Raw genomic sequence first — 24,364 nt, forward strand, 5'->3', positions numbered from 1 at the left:
AAGCATAAAGGAGAGAAAATGGCGACGATCGGTTCCAGTGAACGCCCCGATCTGCCGCTCGCGGCCGTCATCGGTTCGGGCGGACTCGGCCTGGTCACGGCGCGACGGCTCGCGCAGACGCACCGCGTGGTGATCGCCAGCCGCAACGCCGTGGCGATCGAGGAACGCGCGGCGGCACTGCGCGACGAAGGGCTCGATGTCACCGGCGTCGCCTGCGACATCACCGACGGCGAATCGGTCGCGGCGCTTGCCGCCATGCTGCGCGCGCGCGGCCCCTTGCGGGCCTGCGCGCATGTCGCCGCGCTCTCCCCCAGCATGGGCGACTGGCGGACGCTGATGCACACCAACCTGACCGGCACCGCCCGCATCGAGCAGGCGATGTTCGCGCTCGCCGGCGCTGGAACGGCGGCCGTGTTCGTCGGCTCGCTCGCCAGCCATACGCTCACGCCGGCGGAGGCGATCGTCTCGCTGCTCGACGATCCGCTCGGCGATGGCACGATCGAACGGATCGAGCGGCTGATGCCGGAAACCAGCTCGCTGCTCGCGTACCAGCTTTCGAAATTCGCGCTTAAGCGGATGTGCGAGCGGCGGGCGGCGGCGTGGGGCACGCGCGGCGCGCGGATCGTCTCGATCTCGCCGGGGCTGGTCGCGACGCCGATGGGGGCGCTGGAGTTCAGGAACCAGCCGGTAAAACACGATCTGCTCGCCGCGACGCCGCTGGCGCGTGAGGCGACCATGCCCGAAATCGTCGATGCGATCGAATTCCTCGCATCGGGCCGCGCATCGTTCATCACCGGCGTGGATCTGCTGGTCGACGGCGGGGTGATGGCGGCGATGCGCCACCGCGGCAGCTAAGCCGCCGCGAGCCACGCGCGCATCGCCGCCGCCACCGCCGCCGGTGCCTCCAGCGGGGCGAGATGCCCGGCATCGGGCAGCATCACGAGGGTCGCGCCGGGGACGGCATCGGCGATCTCGACGCTGCGCGCCGCCGGGATGATCGCGTCGCGCGCGCTGCCCACCACCAGCAGCGGCACGGCGAGCGCGGACAGGCCGGGCAGGGCGTCCGGCCGGGTCATCGCGGCGCGCTGTTCGCGCACGAAGCGTTCGCCGCCGGAGCGCAGCAGCATCGCCGCCGCCTCGGCCATCGGCGACGCCGTGGTCGCCGGGGCCATCAGCCGCACGACCGCGTCGAACCCGTCGCGCGCGATCCGCGCGATCACCTTTTCGCGATTGGCGCGGGCATCGGCATCGTCCGCTTGCGCGCTGGTGTTGAGCAGGGCGAGCCGCGTCACCCGCGCGGGCGCTGCGCGCTGGATCGCCAGCGCGACATAGCCGCCGAGCGAATGGCCGGCGAGGGCGAACGGCCCGTCGCAGCGCGCGAGGATATCGTCCGCCATCGCCGCGATGCTGTCGCCCGCCGCCACCATCGGCCGGCAATCGGCCACGTCGGCGAGCGCACGCACGAGCGGTTCCCACACCGCCTCGTCCCCGCCCACGCCGCTCAGCAGGACGAGCGGCTGGCGATCAGCCAAGCGCGAGGCCCTCGTAGAGATCGAGCGCGGCGGCGACGCGCGCCCCGATCGGCCGCGCATCGGGCAGGCGGCTGGCGTCGCTCATCACGCCCATGTCGAGCATCGCGCCGCTGCGCCGCGAGGTGATGTTGAGGAAGCGCCCGCTGCCGATGATCGGCACCGGATAATTGGCGGCGAGCGTGAGCCCTGCGAACGACAGCGCCTCGGCCGGGCCGGGGACGTTAGAGAGCGTGACGTTGCCGGGCAGCAGCCGCCCGCCGTCCGCCGTCCGCTCCGCGAATTTCGCGCGCCGGTCGCGCGCGCCGTTGGGTTTTTCGGGTGCGCCGAGCATCGCCTCGTCGAGGTGCGTGCGCGCACGTTCGAGCGCCATCGACGCCTGGATCGCGCGCAGCCGTTCGACCGGATCGGCGAGATGCGTCGCGACGTGCGGGTGGAGGGCCACGATGCGGTTGCCGAACGCGCCGTGTTCCGGCCGGCGGTAGCTGCGCGCGGAATTGACGACGACGGGCGTCTCGGGAAGGTCGCCGATCTCCAGCAGGGTCTCGCGGATCGCGGTGGCGGCGATGGCGAGGAAGATGTCGTTGATCGTGCCGCCGAGCGCGGCCGCCACCGCCTTCACCCGCGCAAGCGGCAGCGACACTGTGGCGAGGCTGCGCTGCGGCGAGGTCGGCCCGCTCATCTTGAGGACAGGCGTGCGCGCGCGGGCCGAGGCGGGATCCTGCTTGAGCGCGTCGAGCGCGGCCAGCGCCTCGCGCCGCTGCGCCGAATGGGCGGCGGCCTCCGGCGCGAGGGCGGCGAAGCGTGCGTCGGCGGCGGCGCGCCATGTCTCCGCATCGGGCAGCGCCGCATCGGCCGGACGCGGCGGGGGAGGGGGCTCGGCATCGCTCAGGCGGCGCAGGATCTCCTGAAAGCCGATGCCGTCGGCGACGGCGTGATGGACTTTGAGATAGACCGCGCCCGCGCCGCCCGGCAGCGCATCGAACACGAAGCCGCGGAACGGCGCGCGGGCGAGATCGAGCCGTTCCATCGACAGGTCGGCGACGGCGGCGCGAAGGGCCACGGGATCGAGCGGCTGCGACACGCGGGTGAGGTGATAGTCGAGATCGCATGCGGCGACATCGGCCCAGACGTCCGAATCATACCCCTCGGGCGCCTCGACCAGCCGCGCGAGCAGCGGCGTGGCCGGCAGCCGTTCGGAGACCTGGCGGCGTATCGTCTCGGCGAAACCGGCCGGGACCGCGTCGAACAGCAGCAGCGCGCCGACATGCATCGGCGAGGCGTCGGTCTCCGACAGAATCATGAAATGATCGTCGGGCCGCAGCCGTGCCAGCCCGGGCAGATCGCCTGTCGTCACGTCGTTCTTCCTCTCGCTTGCGCCGGGTCTTTGCCCGGTCGCCGGTTGCGTCGTTCAGACGCGCTCCTCGTTGCGGCCGACACCGGCGAGATCCTCGGCGTATCCCTTTTTGCGCTCGACCTCCATGCCGCGCAGGATCTGGATGCGCTGCGCCTGGGGCGAGCCCGCGCCGTGCATCGATTCGGTGAGATATCCGACGGCGTTGCGGCCGAGCGTCATGTTCTCGATCAGGCGGAGCAGGCGCTGGCGATGCTCGACCGGCACGTTGGCGCGGCCCATCAGATATTTGCGCAGCATCGGCCCTGCGACCTCGTGATCGAAATCCTGCTCGCTCGGCAGCGTGACCATCAGGCCGCCGGCGAGATCCTGCGCGAGGCGGCTGATCTCGTAGGGGAAGCGCGTGACGTTGTGCTTGCAGACGTTCGCCAGCATCGAATCGTTCATGAAGATGCCCGAAGGAAGCTGCTTCGCCTCATGGCTGGAGGCGATCGCCGAGGAATAGATCGTCTCGTTGAGATGCGTCATCTCGACGAGCTTGTCCTTGATGTGGCTGGCCTGATCCGCGCCGTTATATTCGGCGATCGTCGCGGCCGCGCCGACCAGCACGTCGCCCAGCCCCGTCTTGCAGACGTAGGAAGCGCGGTGATAGCTGGTGAAGCGCGCGACCATTTCCTGCGCGAATTCATATTCGCCGTCCATCAGCACGTGTTCGTGCGGGATGAACACGTCGTCGAACACGACGAGCACTTCCTGCCCGCCGAACTTCGCATTGCCCTTGTCGATCTCGCCCGCTTCCATCGCGCGCGTGTCGCACGACTGGCGGCCGTAGATGTAGGTCATGCCCGCGGCATCGCCCGGCACCATGCCGACGACGGCGTAATCCTTGTCCTTCTCGCCCATGTTCATGGTCGGCATGACGCAGATCCAGTGCGAGTTGAGCCCGCCGGTCATGTGCGCCTTCGCGCCCGTCACGTAGATGCCCTGTTCGGTGCGGCGGGTGACGTGCATGAACAGGTCCGGGTCGGCCTGCTCGCTCGGGCGCTTGGACCGGTCGCCCTTGGGATCGGTCATGCCCGCGCCGAGGACGATGTTGTTCTTCTGCGCGTGGCGCATGAACTCGAGATAGCGCTGGTGATAGGTCGTGCCGTGCTTGGCATCGATATCGTAGGTGATCGAGTGCAGCACGCTGACCGTATCGAGCCCCGCGCAACGCTGGAAACATGTGCCGGTGAGCTGGCCCATGCGGCGCTGCATCCGGTTCTTGGCGACGAGATCGCCCGGCGAGCCGACGATGTGCAGGAAGCGGTTGACGGGCGCGTCGATCAGGTCGCTGTGCGCGGTCGCCAGCTCGGGATCCTCGGTCGCGAGATCATAGGTCTGCTTGAGCGCGTTGATCGACGGGCGGATGATAGGATGATCGACCGGCTCCGCGATCAGCTCGCCGAAGAGATAGACGGAGACGGGACGGTTGCGCAGGCTCGCGACATAATCGTCGCCGGTGACGATCGGCTTGAAGCGCGCCCAGCGGCGCTCCGCGGATTCCTCGCGGGGGGGTGTGGCGATGGCGTTCATGGCGCTCTCCTGGCGAAACGGGGCCGCGCGACTCATCGGCCGCGGCGGTGATGGCGCCGGTTTACGCTTGTCATCGGCGGCGAACAGGTCAGTATCGGCGAGGCAAACTCACCGAACCGGGCAGGCCTGCGTGGCGACGATCGACCGTTACTATTTCCGCGTCTGCACCGACGGCGCGCTGCAGCGCGGGGTCGATGTCGATGCGCTGCTGCGCGCGGCGGGGATCGACCCGGCCAATCTCGACATGCCGGGCTGGCGCGGCGACGTGACGGCGATGGCGCGGCTGGTGGCGGCGATCCGCGCGACGATGGACGACGAATTCATGGGCTATACCGCGCATGCGATGCCGCCCGGCGCCTTCGCCTTCGCGTGCGAGATCGCGCTCGACGCGCCCGACGTGGCGGCGGCGCTGACCCGCGCGGCGCGGTTCTACACGCTCGCCACGCGCGACATCGAGACGCGCGTGGAGCCGGGCGAGCGGGTGAAGATCGTCGCGCGCTTCGCCGATCCGGGGCTCGACCCGACGCGCTATTTCAGCGAGTTCTGGCTGATCACCTGGCACCGGCTGGCGTGCTGGCTGGCGGGCGAGACGGTGCCGATGTTGGCGGCGACCTTCGACTATCCGCGCCCGCGCGATTATTTCGAGGAGTTCAAATATCTCTTTCCGTGCCCGCACCGCTTCAACGCGGGCGAGCGTTCGATCGAGCTCGATGCGCATGCGCTGGCGGTGCCGATCCGGCGGACGCGCGCCGATCTGGCGGCGATGCTGGCGCGCGCGCCGCTCGACATGATGACGATCCCGGCGAGCGACACGGGCCTGGCGCGGCGCGTGCGGCTGCTGCTCGCCGCCGACCCGGCGCGCGACGGCGATGCGGTGGCGCACGCGCTCGGCATCGGGCCCGATACGCTGCGGCGGCGGTTGCGCGGCGAGGGAATGGCGCTGTCGGCGATCCGCGAGAACGTGCGGCGCGACGCGGCGATGCGCCAGCTCTCGCTGACCGGACAGAGCGTGGAGGCGGTGGCGGCGGCGCTCGGCTATGCCGAGCCGCGCTCCTTCACGCGCGCGTTCCGGCAGTGGACGGGGATGAGCCCTTCGGAGTTCCGGCGCGGCGGCGCCTAGTCGCGCCAGTGCGGATCGTGCCGGTCGAGCCGCCGCAGCATCGCGGGCCAGACGAGATCGCGCGCCAGCCCGCTGCCGTCCGGGCTGCGGTGCGCGGCGACGCCCGCCACGACGCCGGCATCGGCCATGTGCAGCGGCCGGCCCATCGCCAGCGTGCGGACCTGCACGCTGCAGGCCCATTCGAGGAAATACATCGAGGTGAAGGCGTCGGCGACGGTCGGGCCGAGCGCCAGCGTGCCGTGATTGCGCAGCAGCATCAGGCTGCGGCTCCCGAGATCGGCGGCGAGCCTTTCGCGTTCCTCGAGGTGCAGCGCGACGCCTTCGTATTCGTGGAAGGCGATGTCGGTGGCGAGCAGCATCGCCGTCTGGTTGAGCGGCAACAGCCCCTCCTCGATCGCCGAGACGGCGACGCCGTCGCGTGTGTGGAGGTGCATCACGCAATGCGCATCGGGCCGCGCGGCGTGGACCGCGCTGTGGATCACGAAGCCCGCCTGATTGACGCTGTGCGGCGTCGGCGCGAGCAGATTGCCGTCGAGGTCGATCTTGACGAGGCTCGACGGCGTGATCTCCTCGAACAGGAAGCCGAAGGGATTGATCAGGAACGCCTCCTCGCCGGGCACGCGCGCGGAGATGTGCGTCGCGACGAGATCGTCCCAGCCGTTGAGGGCGCACAGCCGGTAGCAGGCGGCGAGATCGCGCCGCGCGGCGGCCTCGCCCTCGCTGATCGGGCTTGCGGAAACGGGGGCGGCATCGAAGGCGAGCGTCGCCATGGCGGAACTCCTTAGTTGAGCAGGGCGACCTGCACGTCGCGCAGGCCGGTGAAGGCGTTGCGGCCGTGCGCGGTGCGGAAATTGTCGATCAGCAGGATGTCGCCGTGGCTCCACGGAAAGGCGACGGTGTTGCGCGACAGGATCGGGTAGAGCGCGGCGACGAAATCCTCCGGGATCGCGCCGCCGTCGCCGTAGGTGGTGAGATACGGGCGCGGCCGGGTGCTGCCGTAATGCCGTTCGTACAAGGCGAAGCGATCGCCGGTGTTCTGCCGGTTAAGCGTCTGCGTCGCGATCTGGTTGAACCACAGGCACTCGCCCGAGACGGGATGATCGATCAGGCCGGGCGCACGGTAAGCGACCGAGAGGCTGCCGTCGTCGAGCCACGATCCCTGCAGGCCCATCGCGGCGCAATCGGCGATCGCCTTGCCGGGATCGGCGGTGGAGAAGGCATCGGTCCAGGTCTTGTGAAAGACATCGAGCACCGGGTGGCCGGTGCTGACCTGCGGCGCGCGGAAATTGCGGGTGTAGAGCACGCCGCGTTCGCGCACGGCGGCGAGGAAAGCGGCGGGAATCTCGCGCGTGACGGCGCGCATGTCGGCGAGATAGGTCTCGCCGCCCGTCACCGAGGGCATCCGGCAGTAGAAGGCGATCCGGCTGGGATAATTGGGGAGATACGCCATCTCCTGATGCATGCCGAGCACGGCCTCGGCGGGCGCGCTGGTCGCCTCGAACACGCGCGGCGCGAGTTGGGCGCGCGGCGAGGCACCGGCGAGATAGCCGAAATCGGTCGGCGCGAAGCAATCCACGACGCGCCCGAAGGCGGCCGTATCCTCCACCGCGAAGCCGCGCAGCACGATCGCGCCGGCATCGACGAGCAATTGATCCAGCGCGGGGCGGTTGGTGCGGAACCAGTCGGCCAGCGCGCCGATATCGGCGCGCAACGCCTCCACGCGGGGCTGCACGAACACTGGCAGCGGCGCGGTGCCGAAGGGCGTCAGCGCCACTTCGTCCCCCAGGCCGCCCGCCGCCGGCAGATTGGCAATCGACGCCATCATCCTCTCCTGTCGTTGACGGACTTGTACAACATTGTACAACAAATTCAAGCTGACTTCGGAGGACGCACTTGTTAAGCCTCGCCACAGTGACCGATCCCGTTACCGATCCTGGGCCGTCAACCCGCTCGCGCCGCGGCGAGGACCAGCGCGAGCGGCTGATCGCGGCGGCGATCGAGCTGATGGCGGAAGGGGGCGAGAAAGCGGTAACATTGGTCGCCACCGCACGCCGGGCCGGCGTCGCGCGCGGCACGATCTATTACCATTTCGCCGATCGTCCGGCGCTGCTCGTGGCGATGCGCGCCGACGTGCAGGCGCAGTTGCTGCACCTCGCCGACGGCACGCACCATTTCCGCAACCCCTTCGGCCTCGCGCTGCGGCTGGCGGTGGAGGACGAATCGATCATCCGCACGCGCATCTACCGCATCCTGCAGGAGGGCGTGGCGGCCGATGCGCGCTCCGCCAAGCTGCTCGAACAGCTCGACGTGATGGCGCGCGCGGGTTCCTTGCGCGACGGGGTCGATCCGGTGGCGGCGGCGTTAATCTCCTCCGCGCTCGATTTCGCCGGTCTCATGGCGCTGTCGATGGGCGGCACGCAGGAGCAAAAGCGCGAGCGTGCGGCGCGGATCAGCAGCACGTGGGAACAGATGTTCGTCCACGGCGCGCTGCGCGAACCGCGATCTAGCGCCAACGATGATAGATAACGCCTTAATTGAAGAATGATCGCCCGCCGCAAGTGTGGGATCAATCGAGCTCTGGACGCAACGTCCAGAAAAGCGAACGCCCCGCAATGAGGGCGGCGCAACAGGAAGAGGGGATGCCATGAAGGATATTCGATCGCTGATGATTCGTTCGTCGTCGCTTGCGCTGGCGTGCTTCGCCGCCGCACCAGCATTGGCCCAGTCCGCCGCGCCGGTGGTGCCGCCCGAGGCGGCCGCCGATACCGACCCGTCGCGCGACATCGTCGTCACCGGCCTGCGCCGCACCGCGACCGCGCAGGACACCGCCGCCGCCATCAACGTGCTGAGCAGCGAACAGCTCGACAAGACCGGCGTGCAGGGCACCGCGACGCTGCAGTTCCAGACACCGGGTCTGCTCGTGTCGCAGGATCTCGGCCTGCAGACGCAGGTCTATATCCGCGGCATCGGCTCCAATTTGCAGGGCATCGCGACCGCCAACAGCGTCTCGACCTATCTCGACGGCGTCTATCTGCCCAACACCACGCAGACCAACCAGAGCTTCAGCGACATCGAACGGATCGAGGTGCTGAAGGGCCCGCAGGCGACCCTCTATGGCCGCAACGCGACCGGCGGCGCGATCAACATCGTGACGCAGGATCCCGCCAACCGGATGGAGGGCAAGGCCGACATCGCCTATGGCAATTACAACGATCTCAACATCCGCGGCTCGATCTCCGGGCCAATCGTCAAGGACGTGCTGCTGGCGCGCATCTCCGCACAGTACGAGAATCGCGACGGCTATTACCGCAACCTGTTTACCGGCAATCGCATCGCGAACCTGCGCATCGCGGGCATCCGCGCCGCCTTCAAGATCCTCGCTGCCGACAATCTCGATATCATCCTGCGCGGCGACTATACCTATACCGAAAGCGGCGATTTCCTGAAGCTGCGGCCTGCGACGTCGGTCTATTATGCCGGCAATCCGCAATATTACACCGACGATCCGCGCGCGGTCTATTACGACATCGAGCCGGAGCAGCCCGCCAAGGATTACGGCGTCAGCGCCACGATCCACTGGACGACGCCGATCGGCAAGCTGACGTCGATCACCAGCGACCGCATCTACGACGTCGGCCCGATCTACTACGACAGCGACCAGGTGCCGCGTCCGGGCACGTACTTCCCCAACGGCGTCGGCGCGATCGGCAGCTATGTGCGATCGGATTCGATCTATCACGAAACCTATCTGTCGACCGACGAGAAGCGGCCGCTGTCCGCGATCATCGGCGGCACCTATTTCTACGAGAGTGCCAGGGAGCTGAAGCGCATCCTCGGCCCGAGCCTGGCGGTGCCGCGCACCTATACCGATCGCTTCGGCACGACCGATGCCTATTCCTTCTACGTCGATGCCAAGCTCAATCTGGGCCAGTTCAGCATCGTCGGCGGCGTACGCTACACCAGCGAAAAGAAGACCTATGATTTCTACCGCGTCGACCCGGTCGCCGCGCCGACGTTCAACAGCCGCAGGGACAGCAAATGGTCGCCGCGTGTCGGCGTCGAGTTCCGGCCCAATGCGGACTGGCTGATCTACGCAACCGCGACCAGCGGCTTCAAAAGCGGCGGCTTCAATACCGACGTGCCGACCAACAGCTTCGGCCCCGAGAGCATCTGGTCGTATGAAGGCGGCTTCAAATCGCAACTGTTCGACCGTCGCGTGCGCTTCAACGTCTCCGGGTTCTACTATGATTACAAGGACATCCAGGTTCTTCAGTACCTGACCATCAACAGCGTGATCTCGCCGATCATCACCAATGCCGGCAGCGCGAAGCTCTACGGCGTCGATGCGACGCTCGACGTCAAGGCGACGAGCAACTTCACCGTCGGCGGCGGCCTGTCGTACCTTCATTCGGAATTCGGATCGGCGGTGTTCTGCGATCCGCTGCGCGGTTCCTGCACCGCGACCGATCCCGCCGCGCGGCCGTTCTTCAACGTCCAGGGCAACCGGCTGACGCGCGCGCCGGAGATTTCGGCCAATGTCTACGCCGACTACAAGATCCCGCTGGCAAGCGGCGACGTGACGCTGCACGGCGACGGATCGTACCGCTCGCGCACCTATTACACGGTGTTCCAGAACCCGATCTATTCGGCCGCCGGCTTCTGGCTGCTCGGCGCGAACGTGCGCTACACGGCGCATTCGGGCTGGTTCGTCGAGGCGTACGGACAGAACCTGACCGATACGCTGGCGATCACGCAGATCATCAACAGCTCGCCGCTGCGCAACCCGGCGACGGGCGCGATCCTGTACGGCACGCCCGCCGAATTCGATCGCTATTCGCCGCCGCGCACCTACGGCATTCGCATCGGCACCAAGTTCTGAGGCTGGCATGACTGCATCCACCGCTTCCAGCGATCCGAGCTACCCCGCCGCGCGGATCGCCTGGACGGCGGTGGGCGTGCTGTTGCTGCTCTACGCGCTCGCGTTCATCGACCGGCAGATCATCGCGTTGATGGTCGCGCCGATCCGGGCCGATCTGGGGATTTCCGATTTCCAGATCGGCCTGCTGCAGGGCTTCGCCTTCGCGCTGCTCTACGCGCTGTTCGGCCTGCCGCTCGGCCTTGCGGTCGATCGCCTGTCGCGGCGGCGGGTGATCTTCGTGGGCGTGTTCGTTTGGGCGCTGGCGGCGACGGCGTGCGGGCTGGCGCGGACCTATCCCGAACTGCTCGCCGCGCGGGTGCTGGTGGGGGCAGGCGAGGCGGCGCTCGCGCCTGCCGCCTATTCGATCCTGAGCGACCTGTTTCCCAAGAAGCGGCTGACGCTGGCGCTCGGCGTGTTCGCGATCGGCGCGCAGCTCGGCGCATCGTCCTCGCTGGCGATCGGCGGGCTCATCATCGAGGCGGCGAAGGACGGCGTGACGCTGCCGCTGCTCGGCCATGTCACCGCGTGGCGCTTCGCGTTCATCGTGACGGGCGCGCCGGGAATCCTGCTCGCGTTCCTCGTGTTCCTGATTCCCGAACCGGCGCGGCGCGGCGCCGGCGCGGTGCGCGGCACCTGGCGGGAACTGTTCGCGTTCCTCCACGCCCACGGCCGCTTCTTCGCGTGCCATTTCCTCGGCTTCGCCTGCATCATGGCGATGGCCTATTCGCGGCTGGCGTGGCTGCCCGCCTATTTCACGCGCCATTTCGGCTGGCCGATCGGACAGACCGGTATCGTCCTGGCGGTCTTTACCTTCGTGACCGGCGCGCTGGCACTGCCGATCACCGGTGCGATCGTCGATCGCTGGTATGCGCGCGGGGTTCTCGACGCGCACATGCGCTTCTACGTCTGGGGCGGGATCGCGGCGACGGTGACGGGCGCGGGGTGTTTCCTGATGCCGAACCCGACCTTGTTCTTCGCGCTTTCGACGATCGCGATGATCCCGATGGGGATGGTGGCGATCGCGGCGGGGGCGATCCAGATCGTCACCCCGCCGACGCTGCGCGGGCGGATGTCGGCGATCTACCTGCTGTTCGTCGCGCTGTTCGCGCTGACGGTGGGGCCGGGGATTGTCGGCCTGTTCACCGACCTGATGTTCAAGGACGACGCGCTCATCCACCTGTCGCTGGCGGTGAGCGTGCTGGCGCTCGGGCCGGTCGCGACGATCGCCTTCGTGCTCGGCCTGGCGCCGATGCGCCGCGCCGTCGAAGCGGCGCGGGCGCGCGGCGAATAGGTCAGCGCCCCATCAGATCCTTGGCGATGACGATCTTCATCACTTCGGACGTGCCCGCGAAGATGCGGAAGATGCGTGCGTCCTGATAGAGCTGGCAGATCGGATATTCCTGCATGTAACCGGCCGAGCCGTGGAGCTGGAGACATTCGTCGACGATGCGGCCCTGCACCTCGCTGGTCTTGAGCTTGAGCGAAGCGGCGGTCGCCTGATCGAGCTGGCCGGCGTTGAACAGGCGCGCGCAGTGATCGAGAAACGCCTGGCAGGCGTTCACCTCGGTCTGCATCTCGGCGAGCTTGAACTTGGTGTTCTGGAAATCGGCGACGGTCTGGCCGAACGCCTTGCGCTGCGTCACGAAATCGAGCGTCAGCTCGATCGCCTTCTGCGACCAGGGCAGCGACTGCGCCGCGGTCGTGAGCCGTTCCTCGGCAAGGCCGCCGCGCATATAGTCGAAGCCCTTCGCGGGATCGCCGAGCACGTGGATGGGCTGCAGCACGACATCCTCGAAGATCAGCTCGGCAGTGTCCTGCGTGTGGAAGCCGAGCTTCTCGAGCTTCCGCCCGTTGCTGAAGCCGGGCATGCCGCGTTCGACGAGGAAGAGGCCGAGCTGGCGCTTGTTGTTCACGTCGGTCTTGGCCGCCACCACGAACAGCTCGGCGATCAGGCCGTAGGAGATGTAGGTCTTGGAGCCGTTGAGCACCCAGGTGCCGTCGGGGCGCTGTTCGGCGCGGGTCTTGAAGCCGGCGATGTCGCTGCCCGCATCGGGCTCGGTCATGGCGATCGCGCAGATCATCTCGCCGCTGGCGAGCTTGGGGAGGAAGTGGCGCTTGGTCTCCTCGCTGCCGTACTTGCCGATATAGGGCGGCGAATTGCGGTTGAGCGCGCCGGTCCAGATCCCCGATTCGAGGCTGCGGCCGACCTCCTCCATCATCACCTGGTCGTAGCGGAAATCGGTGAGGCCGAGGCCGCCATATTCCTCGGGCACCCACGAACAGAGGAAGCCCTGCTCGCCCATCTTGCGATAGAGATCGCGGCTGACCATGCCGTCGGCGCGGTATTGCGCACGGTTGGGGATCGCCTCGCGTTCGAGGAAGGTGCGGAAGGCGTCGCGAAAGGCTTCGTGTTCTTCGTCGTAATGATTGCGGATCATCATCGCGGTGGGCGTCCTTACAGGTCGGCGAAACGGGGCGGGCGCTTCTCGCGGAAGCTGGCGATGCCTTCGACGAAATCGTCGGAGGCGAAGCGTTCGAGCAGCAGGTCATGCGCCTTGCGCGCGGCGTCGCCGAAGCTTTCGGTACAGCCGTCGAACAATTGCTGCTTGATGATCGCGACTGCCTGCGGGGCCGAGTTGATCGCGATCTCGCGCGCATAGCCGATCGCGGCATCGAGCAAGGCGTCCGGCTCCTCGATGCGGCTGACCATGCCGATGCGCAGCGCCTCGTCCGCGCCGATCACGCGGCCGGACATCAGCAGATCGGCGGCGAGGGTGCGGCCGACGATGCGCGGCAGCAGCCACGCGATCCCGGCCTCGGCATGGATGCCGCGCTGGGGGAAGGCCGCGCCGAACCTGGCGGTGGTGCTGGCGAAACGGACATCGCAGGTCATCGCGATCGCAAAGGCGATGCCGATGCACGCCCCGTTGATCGCGCCGATCACCGGCTTGGGCGTGGCGAGCGGGAAGGTGTAGGTCGTGGCGAGATCGGGATCGAGGCCGAGCCCCCGATAGGCCGCGCCGGCCACGCCGGGCGCAGGCAAATCGAAATCGCTGCCGCGGCTGGCGGCGAAGCGATCGAGCCGGGTGAGGTCGGCACCGGCGCAGAAACCGCGCCCCGCGCCCGTCAGCACGATGGCGCGCGCGCTCGGGTCGGTATGCGCCGCCACCCAGGCTTCATCCAGCGCCGGGTGCATCGCATCGTCGAGCGCGTTGAGCTTGTCAGGGCGGTTGAGCGTGATGACGCCGACGCGGTCGATCACTTCGAAACGGACGATGTCGCTCATGCCGCCGCGTTCCGCCAGGAATGGCGCGGTTCGTAGCCGATCACCGCCTTCGCGCGTGCCGACGACAGCAGCGAGGCGTCGCCGTCGAGCGTGCCCTTGACCGGGCTCTGCGGGAAGTTCGCCGCCACCAGATCGGCGCTGGGGTGGCCGGTGATGTTGTCGGATGCGGCGATGATCAACCGCTCATGCCCCGCGAAATCGGCTTCGACGGCGAGGCGGCAAGCTTCGCCGGCGTCGCGCGCATCGACATAGCCCCACAGGTTGAACTTGCGGAAATCGGGCCTGGCGGCAGCGCCCGGCTGCTGCGCGTAATCGGCGGCGTCGAACACGTTGGAGAAGCGCAGCGAGGCGACCGAGAGGGCGGGGTGCCAGCGCGTCATGTGGTCGGCCATCTGCTCGCCGAGGAATTTCGCCAGCGAATAGGACCAGTTGGGCAGATCGGGGTGGCTTTCGTCCACGGGCACGAAGGCGGGCGGGGTGGTGAAGGGCAGGCCGAGGATCGTCTCGCTCGATCCCCAGACGATGCGCTTGATGCCGAGCCGCGCGCAGGCGGAAAAGACGTTGTAGGTGGAAACGGTGTTGACGTCGAAGATGCGCGCATCGTCGGCGAGGCCGGGGGCGGGGATGCCGGCGAGGTGGACGACCGCATCGGGCACCTGCGGCAGCGGCGCCATGCCGAACATCGTGTCGATGCCCGACAGCGCACCGAGCACCGCGCCGAAATCGGTACAGTCGACCGCCGCCGTGCGCACCCCGCCGATCGTCGCGGCGCGCAGATCGAGCCCGATCACGCGGTGGCCCGCGGCCTTCAGCGCGGCGCAGGCCTCGCGCCCGATCTTGCCGGCGCTGCCGGTGACGGCGACGCGCAAGGGCATGCTCACGACAGCACCGAGACGCGGCCGGTGAAGCGCGACGGGAAGGTGACGCCGGTCACGGCGTGCGGCGCGTAGGGCGCCTCCAGCGCGGCGATCTCGTCCGTGTCGAGCGTGACGTCGAGCGCGGCGACGGCATCGTCGAGCTGCGCCGGCTTCGACGCGCCGATGATCGGCGCCGTGATCTCCGGCTTGGCGAGCAGCCAGGCGAGCGCGATCTGCGCCGGCGGCACGCCGCGCGCCGAGGCGATCTTCAACACGGCATCGACCACGGCGGCATCCTGATCCGCCGTCTTGGCGTAGATCGCCTTGCCGAACTGATCGGTTTCCGACCGCGCGGTCTTGACGTCGAGCGGGCGCGTCAGCTTGCCGCGCGCGAGCGGGCTCCACGGAATGACGCCGACGCCCATGTCGGCGCACAGCGGCAGCATCTCGCGCTCCTCCTCGCGGTAGATGAGATTGACCTGCGGCTGCATCGACACGAAGCGCGTCCAGCCGTTCGCCGAGGCGACGTACTGCATCTTCGAGAATTGCCACGCCGCCATCGACGACGCGCCGATGTAGAGCGCCTTGCCCGCCTTCACGATGTCGTGGAGCGCCTCCATCGTTTCCTCGACCGGCGTTTCGGCATCGAAGCGGTGGATCTGGTAGAGATCGATATAGTCGGTGCCGAGCCGGCGCAGGCTGTCATCGACCGCCTGGAACAGGGCCTTGCGCGACAGGCCGCCGGTGTTGGGGGCGTTGCGCCACGGGATGAAGCCCTTGGTGGCGATCACCACTTCGTCACGCCGCGCGAAGTCTTTCAGCGCGCGGCCGGTGATCTCCTCCGAGGTTCCCGCCGAATAGCCGTTGGCGGTATCGAAGAAATTGATCCCCGCCTCCAGCGCCTGGCGGAAGAAGGGGCGGCTCGACTCCTCGTCGAGCGTCCATTCGTGCTGCCCCTTTTGCGCGATGCCGTAGGTCATGCAGCCGAGGCACAGGCGCGAGACGCGCAGGCCGGTTTGTCCAAGCCGGGTATATTGCATCGGTATCCTCCGCGCGACCTATCTATCTAAGTGCCATAGCAAAGGCGGCGTTCGAGTCGAGAGCCCGCTTGCGCTCGCGCCCCGGGATGCGACAAGGCGTGTCCTATGGCACCGCTTTTCGATCTGCGCGCGACGCACAATCCGCACCGCTGGTATCTGCCCGTCACGTTGGACATCTCCGTCGGCCTGCCCGAACGCCGCTTCCTGTTCGGCGGCGTCGGGCTGGCGGCGGCGATCAGCGCGCTGGAACAGACGTGCCAGCGCCCGGTGATCTGGGCGACGGCGCATTATCTGTCGTTCGCGCGGCCGGGGTCGGTGGTCGATCTCGACGTGTGGGTGCCGGTCGAGGGCAATCAGACCAGCCAGGCCAACGTGCTGCTGCATGTCGACGACGAAAAGATCATCTCGGTCAGCGCCGCGCTCGGCGCGCGCGACAGCGCGATTTCCGACCAGTGGGTGACGATGCCCGACGTGCCGCCCCCCGGCGACTGCCCGGAGGTGAGCCATTGGCGCGAGCGCGGCGGCGACGTGCGCGATCGCTTCGAGGTGCGGCTGGCGGCGGGACGCTATCCCACCGGCGTCGTGATGGACGGGCGCGGCGTCGGGCGGCTGTGCTTCTGGCTGCGATCGCGCGACGGGCGCGCAGTGGATGCGGCGATGCTGGCGATCGCCGCCGACTACGTCTCGGTCGCGATCAGCGACGCCGTCGGGCGCGATGCGGGCGGCAACAGCCTGGACAACACCATCCGCTATGCGCGGCCCGCCGAGGGCACATGGGTGCTGTGCGACACGCGGATCGAATCGGTCCATGCCGGTGTCGTCCACGGCGGGATGCATCTGTTTTCCGAAGGCGGCGTGCTGATGGCGACGGCCAGCCAGTCGCTGATCCTGCGCCTGCACGACCGGGACTAAGGCAAACAAAAGAGGAGAGAGTCATGGGCAAGCTGGACGGAAGAGTCGCGATCGTGACCGGCGGCGGACGCGGCATCGGCCGCGCGACCGCGCTGCGGTTCGCCGCGGAAGGTGCGAAGGTGGTGGTGGCGACGCGCACCGCCGCGCCGGGGCAGGAGGTGGTCGACGAGATCGTCGCGGCCGGCGGCGAGGCGATCCTGATCGCGCTCGACATGGGCGACCGCGCGGCGGTGAAGGCAATGGTGGAACAGGCCGCCGCGCATTTCGGCGCGATCGACATCGTGCTGCACAATGCCGCCTATCTCACGCCTGCCTTCCTCGCCGACATGCCCGACGACGTCCTCGACAAGATGTTCGACGTGGGCGTGAAGGCGGCGTTCTGGATGACGCACGACGCGCTGCCGTGGCTGAAGAAGAGCGGCGCGCCGCGCATCCTCGTCACTTCGTCGGTGGCGGGCAACCAGAAGTCGCTGCCGAGCCGCGTCCACTACGGATCGGTCAAGATGGCGGTGACGGGCTTCGTGCGCGGGGCAGCACTGGAGCTGTCGGGCCACGGCATCACCGTCAACGCGATCGAGCCGGGTCTGACGGTCACGCATTCGCTGACCAGCATGGCGAGCCCCGAGCAGATCGCCGCGATGGGGCGCGAGATCCCGATCGGCCGCGCCGGACGGCCGGAGGAGATCGCCGCGGCCTTCCTGTTCCTCGCCTCCGATGAGGGCGGCTATGTGACGGGCCGCACGCTGACGATGGACGGCGGTGCCTCGCTCGGCGATCCGCGCGGGCTGCTGACCGAGCGCGAGGACTAGGTCAGAAGATCGAATAGCCGCCGTCGACCGGCAGCGTCACGCCGGTGACGAAGTCGCTCGCGGCGCTGGCGAGGAACACCGCCGCGCCGGCCAGCTCGTCGGCCTTGCCCCAACGCCCGGCCGGCGTGCGCGCCATCAGCATCGCGTTGAACGCATCGGCGTCGCGCGCGCCATCGGTCATGTCGGTCTCGATCCAGCCGGGGGCGAGGGCGTTGACCTGGATGTTGTGGCGCGCGAGCTCGATCGCCATCGATTTGGTGAGCTGCACGATCGCGCCCTTCGCCGCGCTGTAGCCGGGGGCCATGCCGCTGCCGAAATAGGCGTACATGCTGGCGAGGTTGATGATCTTGCCGCGCCCGCGCTTCGCCATGCCGGCGGCGATGCTCTTCGAGAGCAGGAAGGTGGCATCGACATGCGTCGCGCGCATCGTATCCCACCCGTCCTCGCTCTGGCGCAGGATGCCGCCGCTCGCCTCGGCGATGCCGGCGTTGTTGACGAGGATGTCGATGGGCCCGAGCGCCGCCTCGACCGTGGCGGACGCCGCCGCGAGCGCCGCCCGGTCTGTGACGTCGAGCGCGAGCGCTGTGGCGGGGCGGCCGATCGCCGCCAGCTCGGCGAGGACGGCGGCGGTCTTGGCGGGATTGCGCCCGGCGATCGCGACCGAGGCGCCGGCACGCGCGAAGCCGAGCGCGATCGCCCGGCCGATACCGCCGTTGCCGCCGGTGACGAGCGCGACGCGGCCGGTGAGATCGAAGGGGGCGGGCTGGCTCATCGTTCCTCCACGGTCGTCATCGAAGCGCGTCAGCCGCGGGGTGCGCGCAGGCGGATCATCGCCTCCTGCAGCACCGTCGCGACGACCGTACCGTCCTGCGCAAAGACGGTCGCGCGGCTGAGCCCGCGTTCGTCGGACGAGGAGGGCGTATCCATGTCGCACAGGTGCCAGCCGGTGAAATCGAACGGGCGGTGGAACCAGATCGCGTGATCGAGGCTCGCGACCTGAAAGCCCGGCGTCGACCAGGTCACCGGATGCGGCTGGACGATGGTGGGAAGCTGCGGAAAGTCCGAGGCATAGGCAAGCGCTGCCTGGTGATGGCGCAGCTCCGGCCCGAGCGGCAGGGCGCTGCGCAGCCACGTCTGGTGATGCGGCGGCTGCACCTCCTCCGTCCAGCCGGGGCGCGGGAGGCGCACGTTGCGCAGCTGGATGCCGACCGCCGCGCCGCGCTGATCGTCGTCGCCGAGCGTCGCGGGATCGGGCGCGTCGGGCAACGTCGCCTGATGTTCGAAGCCCGGCGCGGGGCGCTGGAACGAGGCGAGCATTTCCAGGATCGGCCGCCCGTCCTGCACCGCCGAGACGTGCCGCGTCGCGAACGCCCCGCCGTCGCGAGAGCGCGTCACCTCGTAGAACACCGGCTCTGCGGGGTTGCCGGGGTGGATGAAATAGCAGTGCAGCGAGTGGCAGACGCGCGCCTCCACCGTCTCATAGGCGGCGAGCAGCGCCTGCCCGACCGCCGCGCCGCCGAAGATGCGCGCGCCGCCGATATCGGGCGCGAAGCCGCGGAACACGTTCGGCCCGCTACGCTCCAGCGCAAGCCTTTCCGCCAGCGGTAGCGTCACACTCAATCCTTGAAGCGTTCGAACAGCTGCGGGTTGCGGTGCTGCGTGAACAGGCGGTGGTGCGAATTGGGATAGCGCATGCCGGTCTGGCTCGCCTTGTCGAGCGCGGCGACCTCGTCCGCCGTCAGCGACCAGCTTGCCGCCGCGAGATTGTCGGCGAGCTGTTCGTCGCTGCGTGCGCCGAGCAGCACGGTCGACACGCCCGGCCGCGCGAGCAGCCAGTTGAGTGCGACCTGGCTCGGCGAGGCGCCGGGATGCGCGGCGGCGATCTCCAGCAATGCATCGACCACCGCCTTGCCGAGCGGCGTGTCATAGGATTTCAGCCGCCCGTTGAGGACGAGCCGCTGCGCTGCATCGCTGTCGCCGTCACGGAACTTGCCCGACAGGAAGCCTTGCGCAAGCGGGCTCCAGATCAGCGCGCCGACGCCCTGATCGACGCCGCAGGGGAGCAGCTCCTCCTCCGCATCGCGCACCATCAGCGAATATTGGATCTGCTGGCCGATGAAACGCTCGCTGCCGCGCCGTTCGGCGATGGCGCTCGCCTTCATCAGATGCCAGCCGTTGAAGTTGGAGCAGCCGATGTAGCGCACCTTGCCCGCCGTCACGAGATCGTCGAGCGCGCGCAGCGTCTCCTCGAGCGGGGCGAGCGCGTCGAAACTGTGGACCTGGTAGAGATCGATCCAGTCGGTGCCGAGCCGCTTCAGGCTGGCGTCGCAGGCGTCGATCAGGTGGCGGCGCGACAGGCCGGTGTCGTGCGCGCCCTTGCCCATGCGGCCGAACGCCTTGGTGGCGACGATCACGTCCTTGCGCTTTGCCCCCAGCGCCTGCCCGAGGATTTCCTCGGAGCGGCCGGCGGCATAGACGTCTGCGGTGTCGAACAGGTTGACGCCCGCATCGACGCACATATCGATCTGGCGCCGGGCATCGTCGCCGCGCGTCGCGCCGACGCCGCCGAACATGCCCTCGCCGTCGCTGAAGGTCATCGTACCGAAGCCGAACACCGAGACTTCGAGGCCGCTCCGGCCGAGAAAGCGTGTTTCCATGAGTCGCCGCTCCTTGCTGTTTTGCTAGGTTATATAAGTGTGCCATTCACGCGCCCGCGCTATTCGTCAACGGAAACTGAAAGGTGAGCGATGCCCAAACCCAGACTGCTCGTGATGAGCGACGCGATCGAGAAGCTGGTGCGTCCGGGCGCGGATGAGTTCGAGATCGTCCGGCTGGAGGGCGCCGGCGACCGCGATGCGTTTCTCGCCGCCAACGGCGCGGGGATCGGCGCGGCGCTGGTTTCGGGGATGGAGCGGTTCGATGCGGCGCGATTCGATCTGCTGCCCGATCTCGGCCTGATCGCGACGGTGGCGGCCGGCATGTCGGGGATCGACCTCGACACGGCGAAGGCGCGCGGCGTCGCCGTCATCAATGCCGGCGATCTCAACGCCGGCGACGTCGCCGATTTCGCGGTGACGCTGATGCTCGCCCAGACGCGCGAGGTGATCGCCAACGACCGCTATGTGCGCGAGGATCGCTGGCCGGCTGCGCGCCGCCGCCCGCCGGTGTCGGTGTCGGCGCAGAAGGTGGGCATCGTCGGGCTCGGCCATATCGGGCTGGCGATCGCGCGCCGGCTGGAGCCGTTCGGCTGCGAGATCGCCTGGTGGGGGCCGCGCCCCAAGCCCGACGCGGCGTGGCCGCGCATCGAATCGCTGGAGGAGCTGGCGAGCTGGTCGAGCGTGCTGATGGTCGCGGCGCGGGGCGACGACAGCACGCGCGGGCTGATCACCGCCGACGTCCTCGCTGCGCTGGGCCCCGATGGCCTCATCGTCAACGTCTCGCGCGGGTTCGTGATCGACGAGCCGGCGATGATCGCGGCGCTGCAGGACGGGCGGCTCGGCGCGGCCGCGCTCGACGTGTTCGAGCATGAGCCGATCAATGGATCGGACTGGGCCGGCGTGCCCAACGTGCTGATGGCGCCGCACGTCGCGGGCGCGACGCAACAGGCGTTCGCGCGCGTGTTCGCAGGGGCGCTCGACAACCTTCGCCGCCATTTCGCGGGCGAGCCGCTGCTGCGGCGCGTGGTTTAGGCCGTCGCCTCGTTCAGCCCCAGCGCAACATAGTCGCGAACCGAGTCTGCGAAGTGCCTGGCGACCGCACGGCCGCCGTCCTTGCTGAAATAGACGATCAGGTCGGTGAACACGACATCGTCGTCGATCGGCAGCACGACGCAACCGCTGCGCTCATGCCGTTCGCGGCAACTGGGATACCAGCGCAGATACGGCAGCCCGCGCACGTTCGCGAATTGCTCGATCGCGCGACGATCGGCTTCGGGCGCGGCGATCAGTTCGATCCCGCGCCGCACCAGTTCGGCGGTGACGGTGCCGAGGATTTCGGCGTCCTGCCGGCCGGGTGAGATCGTCAGCGGATGTCCGCTCAGATCGGCATAGGTGATCGTCGACCGCGCGGCGAGCGGATGGCTGGGCGGAAAGGCGACGTGGCATTGGCGGCGCTCGACATGGACGGCCTCGAGATCGGTCTGCGTCTGTCCCGGCAGCGCCAGCGCGACGACGGCGTCGAGTTCGCCCGTCGCGAGCCGGCGGTAGAGATCCAGCCGCGCGCCGTGATGGACATCGACCTGCGTCGTCGGGTTGAGTTCCAGGAAATGCTCGACCAGTTTCAGCCGTTCCTCGATCAGGAAGCTGTAGCCGCCGAGCAGCAGCGTCGAGCCGCGTTTGCTGCGGATGTGATCGGCGGCGCGCAGGGCTTCCTCATGCACTTCGAGCAGGCGGTAGGCGTGCGGCAGGAACAGCTCGCCCTCGACCGACACGCGCACCCGCCGCGACGTGCGATCGAGCAGATGCAGCGCAAGCTGGTCCTCGAGCCGCTTGAGCCGCTGCGACACGGCGGACTGCGCCAGCCCGAGGCGTTGCGCGGCGGCCGAGAAGGAACGCTCCTCTGCGATCGTGACGAAGCTCTTGATCTCTGATGGATCAATCATGTTTCTCTCCCGTTACACATCTAGCACGTTTCGTGATAGATCGCGCGATAAATCGGTGATGATCGCACCTTCGGGATGTGAAATTCCTGTCGAACCGGACGAGCCGCATGACGGCCACAAGAACGAGCCGGACGAAGGAGAGGAAGAATGGGACTTCACATCGCATCCGCGCGCCGCGTCGCCATCGCCGCCGTTCTGCTGGCGGGCAGTTCGACCCAGGCATTCGCCCAGACCACAGCTCAGCCGGAGACGGCTCCGGCCCCGGCGGCCCAGCCCGATGTCGGCGATATCGTCGTGACGGCGCAGCGCCGCGAGGAACGGCTGCAGGACGTGCCGATCTCGATCTCCGCGTTCAGCGCGGCGACGCTGCAGAATTCGGGCATCCAGAGCAGCAAGGAGCTCGCGCAGGTCGTGCCGGGCTTCAACTTCGCGCAATCCTCCTTCTCGCCGCAGCCGACGATCCGCGGCATCGGCACGCGCGGCGTCGGCGCGGGCGACGAATCGGTGGTGCCGGTCTATATCGACGGCGTCTATCAGCCGTTCCTCGCCTCCTCGGTGATGGAACTCAACAACATCGACCGGATCGAGGTGCTGCGCGGGCCGCAGGGCGCGCTGCTCGGGCGCAACAGCACCGGCGGCGCGATCAACATCATTACCACGACGCCGAGCGCGCAGGAAGCCTTCAAGGCCTCGGCAAGCTACGGCAATTACGACGAGGTGCTCCTGAAAGGCTATGCGACCGGCGGCAACGACGTGATCGCGGCCGACCTCGCCGTCCTCTACAAGGATGACAACGGCTATCTGAAGAACCTGCAGGGCGGGCCCAACCGCGGCGACACCAACGGCTTTTCGATCCGCGGCAAGGTGCGCGTGCGGCCGACCGAGAACCTCGACCTGATCTTCTCGGTATCGCACAACACGATGCGCGATTCGCTCGCGACCTCGGCGCAGCCGCTCAACCGCAACACCACCGCGCTGGTGCGCAACCCGGCGGTGCTGATCCCGACGGGTCCGTTCGAGACATCGACCAACGGCGGCGATTCGCGCTTCCAGCAGAATGCCGGATCGCTGACCGCGATCTTCCACGCGGGGTTCGCCGACATCACGGCGATCACCGGCGTCGATCGCTCGCAGCTCGACATCCTGTCGGACAATGACGCGACCGCGCAGCCGGTCTCGCTGCAGAAGGTCAATTACTATTCGAACTCGATCGTCCAGGAGCTGTATGCCTCGTCGACGACGGGGCGGCTCGACTGGATCGTCGGCGGCACGTATTTCCAGGCGACGGCGGGCAACAATCCGTCGCAGGTGATCACGACCTCCGCCGCGGGCGTGACGACGGCGGCGACCAACATCGTCTCGGTGGTGACGACCGATTCGATCGCCGCCTATGCGCAGCTGACCTATCACCTGACCGACGCGCTCTCGATCACGGCGGCGGGCCGCTACACCAGCGAGATCCGCGGCTTCGACATCACCAACCTCAATCTCACCACCAACAACGAACGCTTCGGGCGCAAGCGCTTCAGCCAGTTCACGCCGAGCGGGACGATCCAGTACAAGTTCAGCGACGATGCCAACGTCTATCTCAAGGCCGGGCAGGGCTTCAAATCGGGGATCTTCGCATCCTCGACCTTCCCCAGCGGCAGCGCCAATCCGGTGCCGGTCAACCCCGAGACGGTGACGCAGTACGAAATTGGCGGCAAGTTCAAGATGGCGCCGTGGCTGCGCGGCACGATCGCCGCTTTCTACACCGACTACAGCGATCTGCAGGTCAACGTCCGCAATCCGGTGACGCTCGCCTCCGACCTTCAGAACGCCGGCGCGGCGCGGCTGTACGGCGGCGAGGCGGAGCTGTTCGCCAACCCGGTCCAGGGCCTCAACCTGCGCTTCGGCATGTCGCTGCTGCACGGCACCTACACCAGTTATCCGGGGGCGCAGGTGACGACGCCGATCCTGTCGGCGGGCGGCGTGCCGACCGGCGGCAACGCGACGGTCTTCATCGACGCGACCGGCAAGAACATCATCCGCACGCCCTTCATCACGGTGAGCGGCGGCTTCGACTATGCGTTCGACATCGGCGCGGGCAAGATCACCACCGCCGCCAACGTCTATTACAGCGGCAAGCAATATTGGGAGGCGAGCAACCGTGTCGTCCAGCCGGGCTATACGCTGATCAACGGCGAAGTGGGCTGGCGCCCGGCCGGCGGCCATTACAAGGTCGCGGTGTGGGTGCAGAATCTGCTCGACACCGCGCACCAGCTCTACATCCTGTCGTCGGCGTCGGGCGATACGCAGGTCTTTGCCAAGCCGCGCACCTACGGCGTCCGCGTCGGCGTCGATTTCTGAGCGACCACAGGAGAG

General features: G+C 68.2%; 22 protein-coding genes. 9 read left to right on the top strand and 13 right to left on the bottom strand.

All coding sequences use genetic code 11. The features are described 5' to 3' along the window. The first annotated feature begins 18 nt into the window (after nt 1-18). Nucleotides 19-855 (top strand): SDR family oxidoreductase, encoded by an 837-nt coding sequence (locus Q5H94_RS08130; protein ID WP_304560759.1) that lies wholly within the window; start codon nt 19-21, stop codon nt 853-855. Here Q5H94_RS08130 and Q5H94_RS08135 read toward each other — a convergent pair. From Q5H94_RS08135 to Q5H94_RS08145, 3 genes are read right to left on the bottom strand one after another with little or no spacing between them, the layout of a single operon-like run. After that, nucleotides 852-1,532, bottom strand: a complete 681-nt coding sequence (locus tag Q5H94_RS08135; RefSeq protein WP_304560760.1) for an alpha/beta fold hydrolase — start codon at nt 1,530-1,532, stop codon at nt 852-854. The two genes, Q5H94_RS08130 and Q5H94_RS08135, sit on opposite strands and share 4 nt — an antisense overlap. Beyond that, nucleotides 1,525-2,886, bottom strand: coding sequence for a wax ester/triacylglycerol synthase domain-containing protein (locus Q5H94_RS08140; RefSeq protein WP_304560761.1), 1,362 nt, complete (start codon nt 2,884-2,886; stop codon nt 1,525-1,527). Before Q5H94_RS08140 ends, Q5H94_RS08135 begins: the two co-directional genes overlap by 8 nt. Nucleotides 2,887-2,940: 54 nt before the next feature. Further along, a complete protein-coding gene (locus Q5H94_RS08145; protein WP_304560762.1) occupies nt 2,941-4,458 on the bottom strand; it encodes a 4-hydroxyphenylacetate 3-hydroxylase family protein in 1,518 nt (505 codons plus the stop codon). 130 nt (nt 4,459-4,588) lie between these two features. Between Q5H94_RS08145 and Q5H94_RS08150 the strand changes: the two genes are divergently transcribed. After that, nucleotides 4,589-5,578 carry an AraC family transcriptional regulator gene (locus tag Q5H94_RS08150; protein WP_304560763.1) on the top strand — a complete coding sequence of 330 codons (990 nt, stop codon included), beginning with the start codon at nt 4,589-4,591 and terminating at the stop codon, nt 5,576-5,578. Here the strand turns inward: Q5H94_RS08150 and Q5H94_RS08155 are convergent. Further along, nucleotides 5,575-6,348 carry a class II aldolase/adducin family protein gene (locus tag Q5H94_RS08155; protein ID WP_304560764.1) on the bottom strand — a complete coding sequence of 258 codons (774 nt, stop codon included), beginning with the start codon at nt 6,346-6,348 and terminating at the stop codon, nt 5,575-5,577. The two genes, Q5H94_RS08150 and Q5H94_RS08155, sit on opposite strands and share 4 nt — an antisense overlap. A gap of 11 nt (nt 6,349-6,359) precedes the next feature. After that, a complete protein-coding gene (locus Q5H94_RS08160; RefSeq protein WP_304560765.1) occupies nt 6,360-7,400 on the bottom strand; it encodes a TauD/TfdA family dioxygenase in 1,041 nt (346 codons plus the stop codon). 89 nt (nt 7,401-7,489) lie between these two features. Between Q5H94_RS08160 and Q5H94_RS08165 the strand changes: the two genes are divergently transcribed. The 3 genes from Q5H94_RS08165 (at nt 7,490) to Q5H94_RS08175 (ending at nt 11,787) form a co-directional block, all read left to right on the top strand. After that, nucleotides 7,490-8,104 carry a TetR/AcrR family transcriptional regulator gene (locus Q5H94_RS08165; RefSeq protein ID WP_304560766.1) on the top strand — a complete coding sequence of 205 codons (615 nt, stop codon included), beginning with the start codon at nt 7,490-7,492 and terminating at the stop codon, nt 8,102-8,104. A 118-nt stretch (nt 8,105-8,222) separates the two neighbouring features. Beyond that, nucleotides 8,223-10,457 carry a TonB-dependent receptor gene (locus Q5H94_RS08170; protein WP_304560767.1) on the top strand — a complete coding sequence of 745 codons (2,235 nt, stop codon included), beginning with the start codon at nt 8,223-8,225 and terminating at the stop codon, nt 10,455-10,457. A 7-nt stretch (nt 10,458-10,464) separates the two neighbouring features. After that, nucleotides 10,465-11,787 (top strand): MFS transporter, encoded by a 1,323-nt coding sequence (locus Q5H94_RS08175; protein WP_304560768.1) that lies wholly within the window; start codon nt 10,465-10,467, stop codon nt 11,785-11,787. 1 nt (nt 11,788) lies between these two features. Here the strand turns inward: Q5H94_RS08175 and Q5H94_RS08180 are convergent, their stop codons facing one another. From Q5H94_RS08180 to Q5H94_RS08195, 4 genes are read right to left on the bottom strand one after another with little or no spacing between them, the layout of a single operon-like run. Continuing rightward, nucleotides 11,789-12,937 carry an acyl-CoA dehydrogenase family protein gene (locus Q5H94_RS08180; protein WP_304560769.1) on the bottom strand — a complete coding sequence of 383 codons (1,149 nt, stop codon included), beginning with the start codon at nt 12,935-12,937 and terminating at the stop codon, nt 11,789-11,791. 14 nt (nt 12,938-12,951) lie between these two features. After that, nucleotides 12,952-13,782 (bottom strand): enoyl-CoA hydratase-related protein, encoded by an 831-nt coding sequence (locus tag Q5H94_RS08185; protein WP_304560770.1) that lies wholly within the window; start codon nt 13,780-13,782, stop codon nt 12,952-12,954. Next, on the bottom strand, nt 13,779-14,657 hold the full coding sequence (locus Q5H94_RS08190; protein ID WP_304560801.1) for an NAD-dependent epimerase/dehydratase family protein: 879 nt from the start codon (nt 14,655-14,657) through the stop codon (nt 13,779-13,781). Before Q5H94_RS08190 ends, Q5H94_RS08185 begins: the two co-directional genes overlap by 4 nt. 2 nt (nt 14,658-14,659) lie before the next feature. Beyond that, a complete protein-coding gene (locus Q5H94_RS08195; protein WP_304560771.1) occupies nt 14,660-15,679 on the bottom strand; it encodes an aldo/keto reductase in 1,020 nt (339 codons plus the stop codon). Between the two features lie 105 nt (nt 15,680-15,784). Between Q5H94_RS08195 and Q5H94_RS08200 the strand changes: the two genes are divergently transcribed. Together Q5H94_RS08200 and Q5H94_RS08205 are read left to right on the top strand one after the other, a co-directional pair. Continuing rightward, on the top strand, nt 15,785-16,591 hold the full coding sequence (locus Q5H94_RS08200) for an acyl-CoA thioesterase (protein WP_304560772.1): 807 nt from the start codon (nt 15,785-15,787) through the stop codon (nt 16,589-16,591). A gap of 23 nt (nt 16,592-16,614) precedes the next feature. Further along, nucleotides 16,615-17,400, top strand: coding sequence for an SDR family NAD(P)-dependent oxidoreductase (locus Q5H94_RS08205; RefSeq protein ID WP_304560773.1), 786 nt, complete (start codon nt 16,615-16,617; stop codon nt 17,398-17,400). Between the two features lies 1 nt (nt 17,401). Here the strand turns inward: Q5H94_RS08205 and Q5H94_RS08210 are convergent, their stop codons facing one another. The 3 genes from Q5H94_RS08210 to Q5H94_RS08220 are packed head-to-tail and all read right to left on the bottom strand — an operon-like array spanning nt 17,402 to nt 20,057. After that, a complete protein-coding gene (locus Q5H94_RS08210; RefSeq protein WP_304560774.1) occupies nt 17,402-18,172 on the bottom strand; it encodes an SDR family NAD(P)-dependent oxidoreductase in 771 nt (256 codons plus the stop codon). Nucleotides 18,173-18,201: 29 nt separating this feature from the next. Beyond that, nucleotides 18,202-19,014, bottom strand: a complete 813-nt coding sequence (locus tag Q5H94_RS08215; RefSeq protein WP_304560775.1) for an acyl-CoA thioesterase — start codon at nt 19,012-19,014, stop codon at nt 18,202-18,204. A 2-nt stretch (nt 19,015-19,016) separates the two neighbouring features. Beyond that, on the bottom strand, nt 19,017-20,057 hold the full coding sequence (locus tag Q5H94_RS08220; protein WP_304560776.1) for an aldo/keto reductase: 1,041 nt from the start codon (nt 20,055-20,057) through the stop codon (nt 19,017-19,019). A gap of 90 nt (nt 20,058-20,147) precedes the next feature. Between Q5H94_RS08220 and Q5H94_RS08225 the strand changes: the two genes are divergently transcribed. Continuing rightward, a complete protein-coding gene (locus tag Q5H94_RS08225; protein ID WP_304560777.1) occupies nt 20,148-21,089 on the top strand; it encodes a 2-hydroxyacid dehydrogenase in 942 nt (313 codons plus the stop codon). On the opposite strand, the gene Q5H94_RS08230 is transcribed toward Q5H94_RS08225, so the two are convergent. Beyond that, nucleotides 21,086-22,000 carry a LysR family transcriptional regulator gene (locus Q5H94_RS08230; RefSeq protein WP_304560778.1) on the bottom strand — a complete coding sequence of 305 codons (915 nt, stop codon included), beginning with the start codon at nt 21,998-22,000 and terminating at the stop codon, nt 21,086-21,088. The genes Q5H94_RS08225 and Q5H94_RS08230 overlap by 4 nt on opposite strands. A gap of 147 nt (nt 22,001-22,147) precedes the next feature. Between Q5H94_RS08230 and Q5H94_RS08235 the strand changes: the two genes are divergently transcribed. After that, nucleotides 22,148-24,349 carry a TonB-dependent receptor gene (locus Q5H94_RS08235; protein WP_304560779.1) on the top strand — a complete coding sequence of 734 codons (2,202 nt, stop codon included), beginning with the start codon at nt 22,148-22,150 and terminating at the stop codon, nt 24,347-24,349. Nucleotides 24,350-24,364: the final 15 nt, after the last annotated feature.

It is taken from the genome of Sphingomonas immobilis, from assembly GCF_030580995.1.
In the GTDB taxonomy this organism is placed as follows: domain Bacteria; phylum Pseudomonadota; class Alphaproteobacteria; order Sphingomonadales; family Sphingomonadaceae; genus Sphingomonas; species Sphingomonas immobilis.

Bases quoted from the DNA above. Each gene is read 5' to 3' on its own strand.
- Q5H94_RS08210 (WP_304560774.1), bottom strand. From the start codon at position 18,172: ATGAGCCAGCCCGCCCCCTTCGATCTCACCGGCCGCGTCGCGCTCGTC.
- Q5H94_RS08220 (WP_304560776.1), bottom strand. From the start codon at position 20,057: ATGGAAACACGCTTTCTCGGCCGGAGCGGCCTCGAAGTCTCGGTGTTC.
- Q5H94_RS08185 (WP_304560770.1), bottom strand. From the start codon at position 13,782: ATGAGCGACATCGTCCGTTTCGAAGTGATCGACCGCGTCGGCGTCATC.
- Q5H94_RS08130 (WP_304560759.1), top strand. From the start codon at position 19: ATGGCGACGATCGGTTCCAGTGAACGCCCCGATCTGCCGCTCGCGGCC.
- Q5H94_RS08200 (WP_304560772.1), top strand. From the start codon at position 15,785: ATGGCACCGCTTTTCGATCTGCGCGCGACGCACAATCCGCACCGCTGG.
- Q5H94_RS08205 (WP_304560773.1), top strand. From the start codon at position 16,615: ATGGGCAAGCTGGACGGAAGAGTCGCGATCGTGACCGGCGGCGGACGC.
- Q5H94_RS08225 (WP_304560777.1), top strand. From the start codon at position 20,148: ATGCCCAAACCCAGACTGCTCGTGATGAGCGACGCGATCGAGAAGCTG.
- Q5H94_RS08145 (WP_304560762.1), bottom strand. From the start codon at position 4,458: ATGAACGCCATCGCCACACCCCCCCGCGAGGAATCCGCGGAGCGCCGC.
- Q5H94_RS08175 (WP_304560768.1), top strand. From the start codon at position 10,465: ATGACTGCATCCACCGCTTCCAGCGATCCGAGCTACCCCGCCGCGCGG.
- Q5H94_RS08160 (WP_304560765.1), bottom strand. From the start codon at position 7,400: ATGGCGTCGATTGCCAATCTGCCGGCGGCGGGCGGCCTGGGGGACGAA.
- Q5H94_RS08155 (WP_304560764.1), bottom strand. From the start codon at position 6,348: ATGGCGACGCTCGCCTTCGATGCCGCCCCCGTTTCCGCAAGCCCGATC.
- Q5H94_RS08180 (WP_304560769.1), bottom strand. From the start codon at position 12,937: ATGATGATCCGCAATCATTACGACGAAGAACACGAAGCCTTTCGCGAC.
- Q5H94_RS08235 (WP_304560779.1), top strand. From the start codon at position 22,148: ATGGGACTTCACATCGCATCCGCGCGCCGCGTCGCCATCGCCGCCGTT.
- Q5H94_RS08190 (WP_304560801.1), bottom strand. From the start codon at position 14,657: ATGCCCTTGCGCGTCGCCGTCACCGGCAGCGCCGGCAAGATCGGGCGC.
- Q5H94_RS08195 (WP_304560771.1), bottom strand. From the start codon at position 15,679: ATGCAATATACCCGGCTTGGACAAACCGGCCTGCGCGTCTCGCGCCTG.
- Q5H94_RS08230 (WP_304560778.1), bottom strand. From the start codon at position 22,000: ATGATTGATCCATCAGAGATCAAGAGCTTCGTCACGATCGCAGAGGAG.
- Q5H94_RS08170 (WP_304560767.1), top strand. From the start codon at position 8,223: ATGAAGGATATTCGATCGCTGATGATTCGTTCGTCGTCGCTTGCGCTG.